At 61.0% G+C, this 14,676-nt stretch carries 14 protein-coding genes; 4 read left to right on the top strand and 10 right to left on the bottom strand.

What is annotated here, in order from left to right; genetic code table 11:
* Nucleotides 1–99 precede the first annotated feature (99 nt).
* Together HAP40_RS20855 and HAP40_RS20850 are read right to left on the bottom strand one after the other, a co-directional pair.
* Nucleotides 100–579, bottom strand: coding sequence for a PH domain-containing protein (locus tag HAP40_RS20855; RefSeq protein WP_166816053.1), 480 nt, complete (start codon nucleotides 577–579; stop codon nucleotides 100–102).
* A gap of 877 nt (nucleotides 580–1,456) precedes the next feature.
* Entirely contained in the window at nucleotides 1,457–1,786 is a 330-nt protein-coding gene (locus tag HAP40_RS20850) for a hypothetical protein (protein ID WP_166816055.1), read from the bottom strand.
* Between the two features lie 82 nt (nucleotides 1,787–1,868).
* Here HAP40_RS20850 and HAP40_RS20845 point away from each other — a divergent pair, with 82 nt between their 5' ends.
* A complete protein-coding gene (locus HAP40_RS20845) occupies nucleotides 1,869–2,531 on the top strand; it encodes a hypothetical protein (RefSeq protein ID WP_166816057.1) in 663 nt (220 codons plus the stop codon).
* Nucleotides 2,524–3,252, top strand: coding sequence for a hypothetical protein (locus HAP40_RS20840; protein WP_166816059.1), 729 nt, complete (start codon nucleotides 2,524–2,526; stop codon nucleotides 3,250–3,252). Before HAP40_RS20845 ends, HAP40_RS20840 begins: the two co-directional genes overlap by 8 nt.
* A 40-nt stretch (nucleotides 3,253–3,292) precedes the next feature.
* On the opposite strand, the gene HAP40_RS20835 is transcribed toward HAP40_RS20840, so the two are convergent.
* The 7 genes from HAP40_RS20835 to HAP40_RS20805 form a co-directional block, all read right to left on the bottom strand.
* Nucleotides 3,293–3,958, bottom strand: a complete 666-nt coding sequence (locus HAP40_RS20835) for an SOS response-associated peptidase (RefSeq protein WP_166819427.1) — start codon at nucleotides 3,956–3,958, stop codon at nucleotides 3,293–3,295.
* 317 nt (nucleotides 3,959–4,275) lie between these two features.
* On the bottom strand, nucleotides 4,276–4,443 hold the full coding sequence (locus HAP40_RS20830) for a hypothetical protein (protein ID WP_166816061.1): 168 nt from the start codon (nucleotides 4,441–4,443) through the stop codon (nucleotides 4,276–4,278).
* Nucleotides 4,444–4,502: 59 nt separating this feature from the next.
* On the bottom strand, nucleotides 4,503–4,916 hold the full coding sequence (locus tag HAP40_RS20825; RefSeq protein WP_166816063.1) for a hypothetical protein: 414 nt from the start codon (nucleotides 4,914–4,916) through the stop codon (nucleotides 4,503–4,505).
* 295 nt (nucleotides 4,917–5,211) lie between these two features.
* Nucleotides 5,212–5,742, bottom strand: a complete 531-nt coding sequence (locus tag HAP40_RS20820; protein ID WP_166816065.1) for a DUF1269 domain-containing protein — start codon at nucleotides 5,740–5,742, stop codon at nucleotides 5,212–5,214.
* Between the two features lie 173 nt (nucleotides 5,743–5,915).
* A complete protein-coding gene (locus HAP40_RS20815) occupies nucleotides 5,916–6,479 on the bottom strand; it encodes a thermonuclease family protein (RefSeq protein ID WP_208024752.1) in 564 nt (187 codons plus the stop codon).
* Nucleotides 6,480–7,693: 1,214 nt separating this feature from the next.
* Nucleotides 7,694–7,903 (bottom strand): hypothetical protein, encoded by a 210-nt coding sequence (locus HAP40_RS20810; protein ID WP_011087399.1) that lies wholly within the window; start codon nucleotides 7,901–7,903, stop codon nucleotides 7,694–7,696.
* 558 nt (nucleotides 7,904–8,461) lie between these two features.
* The gene (locus HAP40_RS20805) at nucleotides 8,462–9,868 is read right to left on the bottom strand and encodes a tyrosine-type recombinase/integrase (protein WP_166816067.1); all 1,407 of its coding nucleotides are present in this window, start codon (nucleotides 9,866–9,868) and stop codon (nucleotides 8,462–8,464) included.
* Nucleotides 9,869–11,228: 1,360 nt separating this feature from the next.
* Between HAP40_RS20805 and ilvD the strand changes: the two genes are divergently transcribed.
* Both ilvD and HAP40_RS20795 read left to right on the top strand, forming a co-directional pair.
* Complete coding sequence (ilvD, locus tag HAP40_RS20800) at nucleotides 11,229–12,953, top strand: dihydroxy-acid dehydratase (RefSeq protein ID WP_166816068.1); 1,725 nt, start codon at nucleotides 11,229–11,231, stop codon at nucleotides 12,951–12,953.
* Nucleotides 12,940–13,764, top strand: a complete 825-nt coding sequence (locus tag HAP40_RS20795; protein WP_166816069.1) for a tetratricopeptide repeat protein — start codon at nucleotides 12,940–12,942, stop codon at nucleotides 13,762–13,764. Before ilvD ends, HAP40_RS20795 begins: the two co-directional genes overlap by 14 nt.
* A 15-nt stretch (nucleotides 13,765–13,779) precedes the next feature.
* Here HAP40_RS20795 and xth read toward each other — a convergent pair whose 3' ends face one another.
* A complete protein-coding gene (gene xth / locus HAP40_RS20790) occupies nucleotides 13,780–14,577 on the bottom strand; it encodes an exodeoxyribonuclease III (RefSeq protein ID WP_166816070.1) in 798 nt (265 codons plus the stop codon).
* Nucleotides 14,578–14,676 lie beyond the last annotated feature (99 nt).

Here is a 14,676-nt window from a genome sequence, read left to right as displayed (position 1 = left end):
CGCCACCGGATCCCCCGCGAGCGCCGCCGCAAAATCGCCGGCGCGGTGGGGGGCTCCGGGGGCGTTGTTGGGGCGGCGGCTGTCAAACCATGCCGCGATTTACGTGCCAACCGGTCTTGTCGTGATGGCGCTGCGAAACGCGAGAGGCGAACTAACGGTGGAAATGGTTTGCGTACCCTCGCCAACGCCCTGAATGGTGAGGTCGCCATAGTTCAAAAGGCGGCCAAGAACGCTTTGATTGACATCGACGCTCTCAACTTTGTCGAGGCTCATCTCAAAGGTCCGCCTCTTAATGAAACCGGCCTTGTGGACGACCCGCATGTTGGTAACGTCGGTCTCGGTGGTCCAGCGGTGGAACCAAGCCGTCGCCGTCCAGTACAAGGCCGCAAGCCCAGCGACCGCCGCCAATACCAAGTAAACCAACGCCAGGGCGTCGACGGCGACCAAGCGCCACAGCACCAGAAATGCGACCGCCGCGATCCACGCCCCGATTGCAGGCAGAAAGTACACCCAGTGTTCGTTGGTCGAATACAGCACCCTTTCGCCAGGCTGTAGGATTTCGTCGATATAGCGCCCCATACGCCTACCCGGAGTTTACCTATCACCGCAGTAATATGCGCCATTTTAAACCGAGAAAGACCTTGATCTATCTCAAGCCTTCCAACGGCCAGCGCCGGAAGCTCGCATTGCTTTCACACGAGAGCCGGACCCATCCCCTGCCGTGAGAGGTCGGGATGTTTGGACGGTTAAGGGAGGTGCAGAATGATTAGGTTGATTGCTATTGCTGGCTTCGCCTTATCGGTCGCAGTATCGGCGCAAGCCATGACACCTGCACCGATTACTCCTCCGCCCAACGGCATGATCACGGAAGTCGCTGCTGCCTGCGGCGCGGGTAGGACACGAGTTAACGGTGTGTGCGTCGCAAGAACCACCGTCCGCCATACCCGTCGAGCCGTCCGCAGATGTGCGACCGGAATGACTTGCTAGCGCGCTGAGGGCTTAAGCAGTGCAACCACGAAGCCTGAGACGATCCGAAACTGTCCCTAGCGGCATTCTGCACTCAATGTTCCGAAGCCGCTGAAGGAGCGGCTGCTGGGTGTGATGGTCGCCACACATGATCCAGATCAACGCTGTCGCTCGACTGCCGAAAAAACTGGCGCATGGCAAGACGGCTTTCCATTATCGAAGTGGGGGCGATTGCGATTATCGTTCTCAGCGTGGCTGTACTCGCCTTCGTCGGGTTTTCCATTTGGGCAGAACCATGAAGGCCGGGGTGCGCCGAGACTAACGCCACTCCTCCACGCGCTCCCGGCGCACCGCCTCGCTCGCCGGGTTCTTCGACTTGAGCCACGTCTTCGATAGTCCGCTCCCGATACGGCGCATCCGTCCGCTTCGACACGATCCCTTCCAGCCCCCATCTGGCAGACGTGCTTGAAGATCGTCGGGCCGCCGCCGGTCAGGTGTTCGTTGAAGCGGATGGCGCGCGACTGGGCTTGCCGATCAGTCGCCGGCTGCGCTCGATCAGCGGCAGATCGTGCAGGTCGTCGCCGTGAAGCTCCAACAGGTCAAAGGCGAACAGCACCGCATCGCTGCCACGGCGCTTGCTGCGCAGAGTATGGAAGACCGGCTCCCCGTCGTCATTAATAATCACCGCCTCGCCGTCGATCAGGCACGATGCGGTCTTGAGGCGGCGTGCAGCGTCAACGATGGCCGGGAAGCGGTCGGCCCAGTCATGACCGCCGCGCGTGAAGCAGCGAATGCGCTGACCATCTCGGCGCACCATCATCCGGTAGCCATCATGCTTGATTTCGTGGACCCAGAGCGGGCCGGACGGAGGCCGGGCCACCTTCGACGGCTGGCACGGTTCGATGAAGCCGGGGATCGAGGATTTTCTCTTAGGTGCCGGGGACATAATTCTGGTTGAAAACGAACGGGTCGCTCGCTTTTTGATTGTTGGCACGCGAATCGCCGCTACCATCGCCAACCCTGAGGGCCATCCCCGACATGGGGATCATAAACAAGGGGCGACACAGGTGGACCCAACGCAGGCGACAATCCGGGTCAAGCTCGGAAACCTCGAAATCGAGTATCAGGGCGAAGCTAATTTTTTGAAAGATGACTTAGTTCGAACTGTTAAAGAACTGCTGGAAATCCAAGGAAAATTTCCAGCGATTGCCGCCATCCCCGATAAATCCGCCAGCGGACAACCGCCCGCAAAACTTTCCGGCAACGGCCTCGATCATTCGACAAGTACAATGGCGACCTTGCTCAAAGCAGACAGCGGGCCGACCTTGGCTGTAGCCGCTGCTGCCCACCTCCATTTCGTCAAAGGGATGCAGAAATTCACCCGCAAAGACCTCACGACCGCAATGCGCGATGCCCCATCTTACTTCAAGGAATCATACTTGGGTAACCTGACGGCAAGTCTCAAGCGACTAGTTACTGATGATATCCTGCGGGACGTGGGCACTGACACATATGCTTTGTCTGTTAAGGCTATTGCCGACATAGAGCCTAAGCTAAGTGCTTAAGCCTGCGGAGCTGAAGAACTGGTTGCATCGCGACCTTTCGAGGGCTGACAAGGTGTTACTTGTCATGGCTTCGGATGAAAGCCCATGGCAGGTGGCCGAGATTAAGGCTCGCGCTGAAGATGCCGGATTGCGAGAGATTCGAAAGTGGAACGTCTCTCAGATTGCAGGTGGCACGAATGGTCTTGCAATCTCAACTCCGAAAGGTTGGGAGCTTACGGATGCGGGTAAACAGCACCTCCGAAATTTGGGTGTCGCAAAAATCAGCCCTGCGGCGGTGAAGGTTGCCAGTGACCTCCGAAATATGCTCGCGAAGGTTAAAGACGATGATACTCGGGCTTTCGTTCAGGAAGCCGTCGAGTGCTATGAACTGGAATTATATCGATCCGCTGTCGTCATGGCGTGGCTGGCGGCTGTGCACGTCCTGAGACGGGTGATTGTGCAGCATCATCTCAGCGCGTTCAACACAGAGGCTGCACGTGTAGATGCCAAATGGAAACCCGCAAAGACAAGCGATGATCTTGGTCGTATGCCCGAAGGTGATTTTCTCGATAGGATGGCTGCCATTTCAGCTATCGGCAAAAACGTAAAGGAAGAGTTGCACAAGTGCCTGAAGCTGAGAAATGGCTGCGGACACCCGAACACTTTGAAGGTCTCGACCAACACCGTGGCGAGCTTGATTGAGATCCTTCTGTTGAATGTGTTCCAACCGTTTGCAAAATAGCCCTCAGACCTGTCCTACTAATCTCCTGTGATCGTCGTGTTTATGCTGCCGCCGCTCGATCCTCTTTGTCGGCCCCGCGCATGACTATCGTGAGCGCGTCGTCCGGCAGTGGCCGCTGCAACGCCTTCGCCTCATCCCACGGCGCGCGCATCCACACGTCCCGCTCTTGGTCGGTCGTCAGGATCACCGGCATGGCCTTTGGATGGATTGGCTCGACCACCGCGTTCGGCGATGTCGTGAGAAAACCATAGACCTGATGCGGACCAGGTATCGGCTTCGACTTCGTGCCGCGATCACCGTTGATCGTCGTCCAGATGCCAGCGAAAGTGAACAGGGGGCGGTCCTCGTTGAGCGCGAACCACACCACGTCCTTCTTCTTCGTATCCGGGTTCGGCTCCGGCGCGTACTCGGCGAAGCTGTTGGCCGGGACCAAGCATCGGCTCTCCGGCTTCAGCCAGCCGCGCCAGTGCGGTGACGACGTGTTGCGGATATTTGTGACAGGAGGCCCGCCTGTGCGCGGTGGCGGCGGCATGCCCCATCGCATCATGCTCAGCTCGCGCCCGCTGTCAGTGTTGCGCACCACCGGAGCCGGATAATCCGGAAACACGCCCGGCATCGGTGCGAGGTTGCCGACATAGCGGTTGACCACGCGGAACAGCGCGATGATCGCGGCTTGGTTTGTTGTGATCGAATAAAGATTGCACATTATCTTTCTTTGCATGCCGAACGAGCGATAGGTAAAATGTTCGCGTTTGCATAACTGGTCTGGACTTCCTGAAAACGCGCGCACAGCACTGAGCTTGTCCGGAAGGCATTGGATATGGTGTTCTCCCATCCAGTTATGTCGCCTAGACCTTGATACGCTGCATAGGTAAGCAACCCATCCGCTGTATCTAAACGTACGTCAGCAATAGCGAGAACGCTCTCGCGCTCATTATCATCTGGGGCTCGGTCTAATTCTTTCTTCTCCTCAAAGTATGGACGAAGCGATGGGTGATCGACGAATGTCTTGAGGTGCTCTCTTCACTCTCCCGTCATTCGTTGATATACTGCTATGTTCGCCGCATTTGTTGCCGCCTCCCACTGACGAAGTGCAAAGTACAGAGTGACGATGCCGCCGACGGAAATGACAAGTTTCAGGTATTCCAAGACAAGCTTTATTTCCTCGCGTCGCTCGCTTCGATCAGTCATTTCAATCCATCCCCACCGTTGCCAAAGGCCATCGCAATACATTTGTGATTTAAGGTCGATCACCGTTCGCCCGGCCACCACGTTGACGGCGGATCACTCGCCGAAATCTTCGTCGGTCGCAGCGCGACCAGATGACTGCGCTTGTACGCATAGCCTCGGACCTGCGAGCAGTCCTTGCACCGCATGTAGCGCTCCAGCTCATGGACCGGGGTCGCCTTCGGTCGCCGCACGATGTCCAGCGCGACGGTCTGATGCGTGTTGCAGCCAAGGCATTTGACTTCGAGATATCGATAGCCCGCATTGAGCGCGTCACCGAGCGCGGGTGATGGCTGCGCCGGACCCTGAAAGCCGAGCATGCGCTTATTCGATGCCTCGCAGGCGAGCCGGTCGGCTTGCTTGCGTGCCTCCGTCGCGCGCTCTGCCGCCGCGCGGACCGATGCGCCGTAGATCGTCTCACGTGATTTGGTCCCCATGCGAGAGGATCGCCGGGCCCCGCGCCCGCCAGGCAAGCCGCTACGGATTGCGGTGGATAGCGTGCCGGGCACAACGGAAGCGGCGCGGGACCTCCTTGGGATACGGTTCGCTTGGGTCATGTTGGAGCACAGCAACCCCGGCACTTGCCCATGGCCCCCAAAGGACCCGGAACCGCACCGATGACCGCACCCGGCGCGGCGTCACCACCGAGGCTGCTTGGGCCCAAACCGAAATTGGGCCAGAGAGGGCTGCGGTAATGCCAAGAGCGGTCGTCGGCAGGCGCTCGCAATCCTTTCAAACGCCCGGCAAATCAGGAGGCGAAGCCGCCGGTACCGCCGCTTTGACCTCCGCCAGAGCCGCTTGCAAGGCGGCTTCCTTAGTGTGGTCGAGAGAAGTCTTTAGCACCGTGCCGCCTTCGCCTTTGAGCCTCTCAAGAACCTTGTCTGCCGTGACTTTGCGCACCAGTACGAAGAGCGCTGCGGTTCCGGGTTGAACGGCGGCAGCGGTCTCTTTCATCCATTTGTCGTTGATGCCGACATCCGTTAAATATCCGCTGAGTGTGCCGGACGCGACGCCAAGGGCAGCACCAGCAAGCGGCATCAAAAAGATCAGGCCAATCAGCGTGCCCCAAAAGGCGCCAGTAGCCGCGCCCGCAGCCGTGGTATTGATCAGTTGATTTAGTTTGATGTTTCCGTTGCTGTCTTTCACCGCGATCACGGCATCGCCGAGCTCGATCAAATACTCCTTCTGCATGGCCAGCAATTTTTGACGAACTTCCTCCGCCTTCGCCTCGGTTGGAAATGCAATTACGACAAGGTCACTCATCTGTTCTGCTCCGCTACTCGAACGATTGCTGCCCATGCGAGAGAGGATGCGCCCGGTCGCGCGGGACAGGCAAGCCGCTAGAACTTGCGGTGGATGACGTGCCGCCTACCGGCTGTGGGCGATCAAGCAGAACGACAAGTAAGGCCGCTGGCAGCGGTCGGGATTTCCATCGCCTAGCGCTTCACGCAATAGGACGACCGTGGTTGCGCCGCCAACGCGGCCTCCTGCTCGAAAGACACGTAACGGGTGTCGTAGCGCGGACACGCCAGAGCGGCACCTTGGGCGATAATCGCTCGATTGATGTCGGTGCCGTTGGCTGTGGTGCAATAGCCGACCTCGCGGCTATAGGTCTTTTCTCCGGTCAAGCGGCAAGTCAGCGTCCCGGTGACGAGCGCGACCATCACCCGCCGAGCGTTCTCGCCGCGCTCCGTCCCCAGTTCGGCGGCATCGACGCCTTTTAGGCGTACTGTCGTGCCCGCGACGACGACGGTATCCCCATCGACCACGCGGGCGGAGCCGCTGATGGTTGTCATGGGGGCTACGGCATTGGCGTTCGCCCAATGCCGTCCTGGGATTTCACTGGCGACGTAAAGCACCACGGCCAAAAGGACTGCGATCACGGAGACGCGATTGAGGAAGGCGCTGTCTTCGCTCACGGTGCGCTGTCCGAGAACGCTGTACAGGCGCAGGCATATAAAGACCGCCAGCGCCGCGAAGATGATGGTGAAAGTATCCACGTTGCCCATCCGGTGACGGGCACCAAGGCCCCAACAGCGGGGGCTGGGGTGCTGGTGGGGCCGCCATTCCAACCGCCGGCAACGCAGAACAGCGGCCAACGGTCAGCGAAATTACCGCAGCTCGTTTGATCGCTCCGAACTAGTTCGGAGTACCTCGGTTGGCGGCTAAACGGGCATCAACATTGCAGTTTGAGTTAGCGCCGTTGTGTACCGGATCGCACTAAATTTAACGCCGTATGATGAATTGCAAATATCTTCATACCGGGCGGTTCGGCGGTCCCCGCGCTTTGGGGCGCTCTCCAAAGGACCCTGCCGACCGATTGCGGAGGGACTGCTACAACTTCACGCGCCCGGACAGCGTCACGCGCCGCACGTCATCACGATCACGACAACTGCCAAGTTTACCTATTCCGTTAACTTTTCATTAACCGGGTCCGCGCACCATCGATCCCGTTCTGAGGGGACACTGCGTCGCTTCTTGTCTTGTCGCCACGCATCGTCACCGCGACGCGACCGTGCGTCAGCATCAAGCGCACGACCCTCACCAATCCCTCCCGCTGGTTTCCGGCGCACGGCATCACGCCACCGGGTCACCATCGCCAGCGCTCGCGCGCATCGCCTGATTTGGTTGTTAACAATTCGGCGATCTGAGCAATATTGACCAGCGGCGGCGGAACTCGAAGCGCATGCTGAAGCCATCACCGCCCCGCCATCGGCATCCATCGGTGACTGAGAGATCGGTAACGCTCCCGCCCAACTAGGGGGAGAGCATTATGCCCACGACGCATTCCGACGTACTCTTCAGTCGCGCTGAGACCGGAATTATACCCTGTCCGCGTTGCAGCGAGCCCATGAGGCTGACTTGCATCACGCCCGGTGCGGAAGGCTACGATCTAAGGACCTTTGATTGCGAAAGGTGCGATAGATCGAAATCCTTCGTGGTCAAAATCTAACTCGGCGACGGCCTAATCCACCCTTCGCGCGCAAATCTCGTCATCGCGACCGACGACGACAACAGCGCCATCACGGCGCGGACAGGCGCGGCATCACGGCATCGCGCAATCACCACGCGGCGGCGGCAGGCAGCGCGCAAACGACGGGCCACGCCAGCGTCGAGCCGTCGTATCACGTCCACCACGTCATCGAGCGCGTCCCATCGCACCGGGCGATCAGATCGCGGTGCAGGAGACGGTATGTGCAGAGGGCTCAGTCGTTCAGAGATGAGCACGCGGCAATAGCCATCCCATGATCTTCTCATGCGGATCGCGACGACTGCGGACGAATGCTTTCTCGTTCTGCTGAGCGGCGGTCCTGGCGAATTCAGAAATCCCCTCCATAGACTGCCGTTTATCCTTCGGAAGCTTCGCCCATTGGCGAATGATCTTCCGGCGGGCTTCGCGTTGCTTTTCCCTTACGTCATGCATCGGTACGCTCCTAAGTGGATTGTTCCGGCTCGGCCTAGTAGGGCCTCCAAGATGGTTCGCAGGCTGCGGATTGCGACTATAGCACCTCGCTGGCGTCAAGCACCTCACCGTCACCACGACGGGCAACGGACACGCGGACAAGCCGCGCGCATATCGACTGGGGTCGACAGCGCGCCCATCACATCGAGCAGCGACATCGAGAGCAGCGCGCCCATCACCGCGACCGCGCCATCACGTCGGGGACACGCGGCAGGCGTCAGCGTCGAGGCCGTAGGAAGGCCCCACAACGCGCCGCCAGCACAGGGCTACAGGACACCGGGCGGGCCGCGCCAGCGCATACGGTGAAACTAGGGCCTACCCCCTGGGCCAAGGCGGGGTTCCGGCTGGCGCGGACTTTTGCACAGCGATCAGTCGCTCAACGGATCGCGACACAAATAACGACACTCAAAACTTAACTATTTGATTTATATAGATTTTTTATGCAGAAACACTTCATGCGCAGGGGAGAGGCGGCCAGCGCGAGCTGTGGCCGGGCTGACAGTTGGTCGGATGACGCAATCAGGCGGCGACCCGTCGCTCCTCCTGCTCCAAGGCCTTAGCGAGGGGCACGCCGACGATTCGCCTCAGCTCGGCCGCGACGCCGTCCAGCACTGCGCGTTTCTCCTTCATCCGCTTGGAGTGGTTGTAGACCTTGCCGGTAACGGTCGGCACGATCTGTTCCGATTTTTTGCTGGCGACGTGGTCGAGGCACTTCGCAATCCACGCGTCGTCGAAGCCGAGGTCGCCGGCCAGGGTCGCTGCCGTCCGGCGGAGGTCGTGTGGCGTGAACGGCCTAAGCCCCAATAGCTCACAGAGCCCCGGTGTCTTGGTCTTGTCTTTGTTTGTCTCGTGCTTGGTACCTCGCAGCGCGGCGGCCATCGCTTTCCGATGGATCGGCTGGCACTTGTACATGGGGCTCTCGAAAACAAACTGCTGATCATCCGAGGCCAGCGCCTCCTTGATGATCTCGACAGCCAGATCGGACAACGGCTGCTGGATCACCCGGCGCTTCTTGACGCGTTTGAGCGGTACGTCAAAGCGGGGATTATCGCCATCCAGGTCGAACAGTTCATCCCGGTGGGCGCCAAGCAATTCACGTGAGCGCAGCATGGTGACCAGCTCGAACTTCAGCGCCAGCCTGGTCCGGCGATCCCACGGCAGGTCGTTGCGGTCGAGGCCATGCCAAAAAATCCCGATCTCGTCTTCGGACAACACCCGCGTGCGGGGATGTTCAGCGTCCAGCTTCGGCAGGTTGACGCAGGGGCTGGCGGTGACGTAGTCGCGCCCCGCTTCCGCCGCCCAGTTGAACAGGCCCGATGCGGCTTTGCGCATGTGGCGCGCGTTGCTGACGGACGGCTTGCCGAACTTGCCCGCGACGATGTCATTGGAGAGCGTCGCGATGTCCTGCTTGGTGATCTCGGTGGCGAGCTTCTTGCCCAGCCGGGGACTAAGGAAGCGGCGCAGATGGCTCGCGGTGTTCTCCCAGCTTTCCAGCCGGGGGCGTTTTTCACCGTCCGCTTTGATGACCTTGGTCTTCATCCACTCGATGCGCTCGGCGATTATATCGTCCACGGTCTTGCCGCGCGCGGCCTTGACGGTCTTGGTCTGGCGCAACTGTTCGGCCAGCGTGATCGGATCGAGGGCCTTCAATCCGTAGACCCGGCTACGGGCGTCCTCGACGGTGAAGGTCTCCGGATTGTAGACACCGAGCACGGTCGAGCGCTGCTTGCCGGTGGTGCTATCGGTGAACTTGAAATTGAAGGTCGCGGTGCCGGCCGGGATAATGCTGACATAAAGGCCCTGGCATTTGCGGTCGTAAAACTTGACCCGCTTGGCGACCCGCTTCTCGCATATCCGGTCGGTCAGGATGATGCTGCTGTTGCGGCCACGCTTGCCATCGGGGACGGCTGCAATGGTAGTATCCATGTGGTTTCGGCTCCTAAGGCTTGAGACCAAAGGGCTCGGCTTTGGGGCTTTCAGTTTGTCGTGCGGACGCTGAAAGGCTTAGGGCCGGGCCCTTAATTTGGTGAAGCCCGCTGAAACAGCCCGCATCAGGGTAGCCGAAAAGCGCTTGTTTTAAAGTCTTTTGTTAGTTTCGGCGTGTTTCACCGAATGCCAAAATATAGACGTGTGGTCCTGGCCGTCGTTGCTACGGTCAAGCCCCGGCGGATGCGGCACTGGCGTCAACCGGCGCGGTGCCGGCGACTTTCGCCGGGGTGAGGGAGGCCAGAAGGAACTCGGCTCCCGGGAGAGCACGGCATAAGCCGTCCGACCATCGCGCAGGGAAGGCCGTGTGTTGGGCTTCACCTGTATGCTGCTGTGCGGTTCTTCCTGCGTGTGCCTTTCGCGCAGTGGACCGCGGGTGCCGCCGGCACCCGGCCTTCCCTGCGCCCTCTTGGTTTCAGGGCGAAGTGACGAAGCAAAGCTCGGGCGAAAAGCGCCGCGAGGACGCGAAGCCGTGTCTGGGCCCAGCCACGCGGCTGTCATCGTCCGGCTTGATCGGACGATCCAGTATTCCAGAAGCGCTTGTGATCGAACCAAGAGGCCGCGGCGTACTGGATTCCCCGCTCCAGTGCGCAATTGCGCACAAGGCGGGGAATGACAGTGGAGTTTGGAGAGCCAACGATCGCCTCATACTCTGTCATTGCGAGGAGCCGTTGCGACGAAGCAATCCAGAATCCCTCCCCGGAAGACTCTGGATTGCTTCGCTGCGCTCGCAATGACGACGCGGAGAGAGCTTGCTCCACACTCCGCTCTCGCGCCCCGGACGCAGCGCTGCGTCCCTTCGACGGTGCGCTGCAGAGCCGGGGCCCATCTCTCTGCAGATACCGATCGCCCTCAACTCCGCCTGCGCCAGCTTGTCGGGGACGCGGGAGCGAACGACGATGATCCGCCTTGCTCTGTCGAGCGGTGACGATCTGATCACGCCCGCTACCTGTAGGTGCCGGGCGACTCAGTGGGGCCGGCGCCTCACTGAGACAAATGTCGGGCGCAATTTGTCGACATCAAAACCTCAAGTGGCGAATCTCAAGGTATCCAAGTAGGCTAATCCGTGTCTTCCCGGTAACGATCGTGTTGTCTCTGCAACACCCGGTTCGGATTTAACCCTCATCACCGGCTGTTCGTATCGCCGCCGCTTTTTAGCCACACCCGACCATGAATAAAATCGCTCTAAGGTTCTAGGGCAACGGCAAGTCCTCGAGGCGACGGGAAATCCCAAGGTCGATTCAAATCTTGGCTCTGATTTTTCGGGTCTGAAAGGGTTGAGCTGGGAAACTGGTTTGCGATGGACGCGAAGACCAACATCAAGCAGAGGCTGCCGAGCCGCCACGTGACGGAAGGCCCCGCGCGCGCGCCCCATCGGTCCTATTTCTACGCGATGGGGCTGACCACCGACCAGATCCACCAGCCCTTCGTCGGCGTCGCCTCGTGCTGGAATGAAGCTGCACCCTGCAACATCGCCCTGATGCGCCAGGCGCAAGCCGTGAAGAAGGGCGTCGCGTCGGCCGGCGGCACGCCGCGTGAATTCTGTACCATCACCGTGACCGACGGCATCGCGATGGGCCACGACGGCATGCGCTCCTCGCTGCCGTCGCGCGAATGCATCGCCGACTCGGTTGAGCTGACCGTGCGTGGCCACGCCTATGATGCCCTCGTCGGACTTGCCGGCTGCGACAAGTCGCTGCCGGGCATGATGATGGCGATGGTCCGCCTCAACGTGCCCTCGATCTTCATCTATGGCGGTTCGATCCTGCCCGGCAATTTCCGTGGGCAGCAGGTCACCGTCCAGGACATGTTCGAGGCCGTCGGCAAGCATTCGGTCGGCGCCATGTCCGACGAGGATCTCGACGAGATCGAGCGCGTGGCGTGCCCGTCGGCGGGCGCCTGCGGCGCCCAGTTCACCGCCAACACCATGGCGACGGTCTCGGAGGCGATTGGCCTTGCGCTGCCGTACTCGGCGGGTGCCCCGGCACCGTACGAAATCCGCGACGCGTTTTGCATGACTGCGGGCGAGAAGGTCATGGACCTGATCGCTCAAAACCTCCGGCCGCGCGACATCGTCACCCGCAAGGCGCTGGAGAATGCGGCCGCCGTCGTTGCGGCATCCGGCGGCTCGACCAATGCTGCACTGCACCTGCCGGCGATCGCGCATGAGGCCGGCATCAAGTTCGATCTGTTCGACGTCGCCGAAATCTTCAAAAAGACACCATATGTCGCGGATTTGAAGCCGGGCGGCCGTTATGTCGCCAAAGACATGTTTGAAGTAGGTGGCATACCGCTTCTGATGAAGACGCTGCTCGACAACGGATTTCTCCACGGCGACTGCATTACGGTCACCGGTCGAACGATCGCCGAAAACCTCAAAAGCGTTAAGTGGAATCCGCACCAAGACGTGGTGCACCCGGCAGACAAGCCGATCACCGTCACCGGCGGTGTGGTGGGTCTGAAGGGCAATTTGGCGCCAGAAGGTGCGATCGTGAAAGTCGCGGGAATGTCCAACCTCAGGTTTACCGGTCCGGCCAGGTGCTTCGACCGTGAGGAGGATGCATTCGAGGCCGTCCAGAACCGGACCTACCGCGAAGGCGAAGTCATCGTGATCCGCTACGAGGGGCCCAAGGGCGGCCCGGGAATGCGGGAAATGCTCCAGACCACCGCAGCGCTGACCGGCCAGGGCATGGGCGGCAAGATCGCGCTCATCACCGACGGCCGCTTCTCGGGCGCCACCCGGGGCTTCTGCATCGGCCATGTCGGCCCCGAGGCCGCGATCGGCGGCCCGATCGGGCTGCTCGAGGATGGCGACATCATCGAGATCGACGCCGTCGCCGGTACTCTTAACGTAAAATTGAGCGACCAGGAGCTCGCCCAACGCAAGACCAAATGGAGCGCTCGCGCGACTAACCATACGTCGGGTGCGCTTTGGAAATATGCTCAGCAGGTTGGACCAGCGGTCGGTGGGGCAGTAACCCATCCGGGCGGCGCGCACGAGAAACAGTGCTATGCGGACATCTAGGCGTGCCATAGTTGCGTTTGTGTTGGGGGCTGCTGCGCTGGCCGCGCCGGCGCTCGCGTTTGACGGCGCGCCGGTCAACAAGGACGCGACCATCCCCGTCGTGACCAACCTGCCGGGCGCTGCGGCTGCGGTCCGCACCAAAGTTCCGCCGGCGGTCGCCACCCAGGAAACCTCGCTCAGTGCGCTGCAATATGCCGCCGAGGGCGGTCACCCCATCGCGCAGTGGAAGCTCGGCCGCATGTACGCCAATGGCGACGGCGTCGCCCAGGACGATCTGCGCGCCTTCGAATATTTCAGCCGCATCGCCAACGCGCATGCCGAGGATAGCCCGTCGGCGCCGCAGGCGCAGATCGTGGCCAACGCCTTCGTCGCGCTCGGCCGCTACTATCTCAGCGGCATCCCGAACTCCAAGGTCAAGTCGGATCCGGACCGGGCGCGGGAGATGTTCTCCTATGCGGCGTCCTATTTCGGCAACGCGGACGCGCAGTACGATCTGGCCCGCCTGTACCTGAAGACGCCGGATGCCTCGCGCGAGGATTTCCGCTACGGCGCGCGCTGGCTCGGCCTCGCGGCCCAGAAGGGCCAGCATCAGGCCCAGGCGCTGCTCGGCCAGATGCTGTTCAACGGCGATCGGCTGCCGCGACAGGCCGCGCGCGGCCTGATGTGGCTGACCCTGGCGCGTGACAGCGCCGGAGCCGAAGAAAGCTGGATCAAGGAAAGCTACAACCGGGCCTTCGCCAAGGCCTCCGACGACGACCGCGCCATGGCCCTGCAAATGCTGGAGCAGTGGGTGCAGGGCCGTCGGGAGTGATCAGCAGAGGCGGCCTCAAGCCGCCTCGAGATCCAGATCCGCCCACACCGGCACGTGGTCCGACGGCTTCTCCCAAGCCCGCACATAGCTGTCGATGCCGACATTGGCGAGCTTGTCGCTGGCCTGCGGCGACAGCAACAAATGGTCGATCCGCAGGCCGTGGTTTTTCTGCCAGGCGCCGGCCTGGTAATCCCAGAAGGTGTAGAGCCCTGGCTCGTCGGTGACGGCGCGCAAGGCGTCCGTTAGGCCGAGCCCGAGCAGGGACTGAAAGCTCTCGCGCGTCTCGGTCTTGAACAGGGCGTCCTCGGTCCAGGCGGCGGGGTTGTGGACGTCGCGGGCATGCGGGATGACGTTGAAGTCGCCGGCGAGGATCAGCGGCTCCTCGGTCTTAAGGCGTTCCTTCGAGTACTCAAGAAGGCGCGACATCCATTTGAGCTTGTAGGGATATTTCTCCGTCCCGACCGGATTGCCGTTGGGCAGATAGAGGCAGGCGATCCGCAAGACGCCTCGCTTGAGGGTCACCACGCCTTCGAGGAAGCGGGCATGGGCGTCCTCGTCGTCGCCGGCGAGGCCCGACTTGGTCTCGTCGAACCGGAGCTTAGAGAGCAGGGCGACGCCGTTGAAGGTCTTCTGCCCGTGCGTCACCACATTGTAGCCGAGTGCCTCGATCTCCAGCCGCGGAAAGGCCTCGTCGACGCATTTGATCTCCTGCAGGCAGACGATGTCCGGCTGGCATTCCCTGAGCCAGGTCAGGAGCAGGTCGATCCGCTGCCGAACCGAGTTCACGTTCCAGGTGGCTACTCTGATGGGCATGTCGGCGGGCTCCGGGCAGGGGTCTTGGTTAGAACAAACTGCCAACGCGCCCGTCAAGGACGCCGCAAAATCTCCCACAAAATTAACCCGCCTTAAGCG

Origin of the sequence: Bradyrhizobium sp. 1(2017) (genome assembly GCF_011602485.2) — a bacterium.
GTDB lineage: Bacteria > Pseudomonadota > Alphaproteobacteria > Rhizobiales > Xanthobacteraceae > Bradyrhizobium.
This window is presented reverse-complemented; position numbering and strand designations above follow the sequence as displayed.

Coding starts and splice junctions, on each gene's coding strand:
- HAP40_RS20855 (WP_166816053.1), bottom strand. CDS start 579: ATGGGGCGCTATATCGACGAAATCCTACAGCCTGGCGAAAGGGTGCTG.
- HAP40_RS20850 (WP_166816055.1), bottom strand. CDS start 1,786: ATGATGGTGCGCCGAGATGGTCAGCGCATTCGCTGCTTCACGCGCGGC.
- HAP40_RS20845 (WP_166816057.1), top strand. CDS start 1,869: ATGAAGCCGGGGATCGAGGATTTTCTCTTAGGTGCCGGGGACATAATT.
- HAP40_RS20835 (WP_166819427.1), bottom strand. CDS start 3,958: ATGTGCAATCTTTATTCGATCACAACAAACCAAGCCGCGATCATCGCG.
- HAP40_RS20830 (WP_166816061.1), bottom strand. CDS start 4,443: ATGACTGATCGAAGCGAGCGACGCGAGGAAATAAAGCTTGTCTTGGAA.
- HAP40_RS20825 (WP_166816063.1), bottom strand. CDS start 4,916: ATGGGGACCAAATCACGTGAGACGATCTACGGCGCATCGGTCCGCGCG.
- HAP40_RS20820 (WP_166816065.1), bottom strand. CDS start 5,742: ATGAGTGACCTTGTCGTAATTGCATTTCCAACCGAGGCGAAGGCGGAG.
- HAP40_RS20810 (WP_011087399.1), bottom strand. CDS start 7,903: ATGCATGACGTAAGGGAAAAGCAACGCGAAGCCCGCCGGAAGATCATT.
- HAP40_RS20805 (WP_166816067.1), bottom strand. CDS start 9,868: ATGGATACTACCATTGCAGCCGTCCCCGATGGCAAGCGTGGCCGCAAC.
- ilvD (WP_166816068.1), top strand. CDS start 11,229: ATGGACGCGAAGACCAACATCAAGCAGAGGCTGCCGAGCCGCCACGTG.
- HAP40_RS20795 (WP_166816069.1), top strand. CDS start 12,940: ATGCGGACATCTAGGCGTGCCATAGTTGCGTTTGTGTTGGGGGCTGCT.
- xth (WP_166816070.1), bottom strand. CDS start 14,577: ATGCCCATCAGAGTAGCCACCTGGAACGTGAACTCGGTTCGGCAGCGG.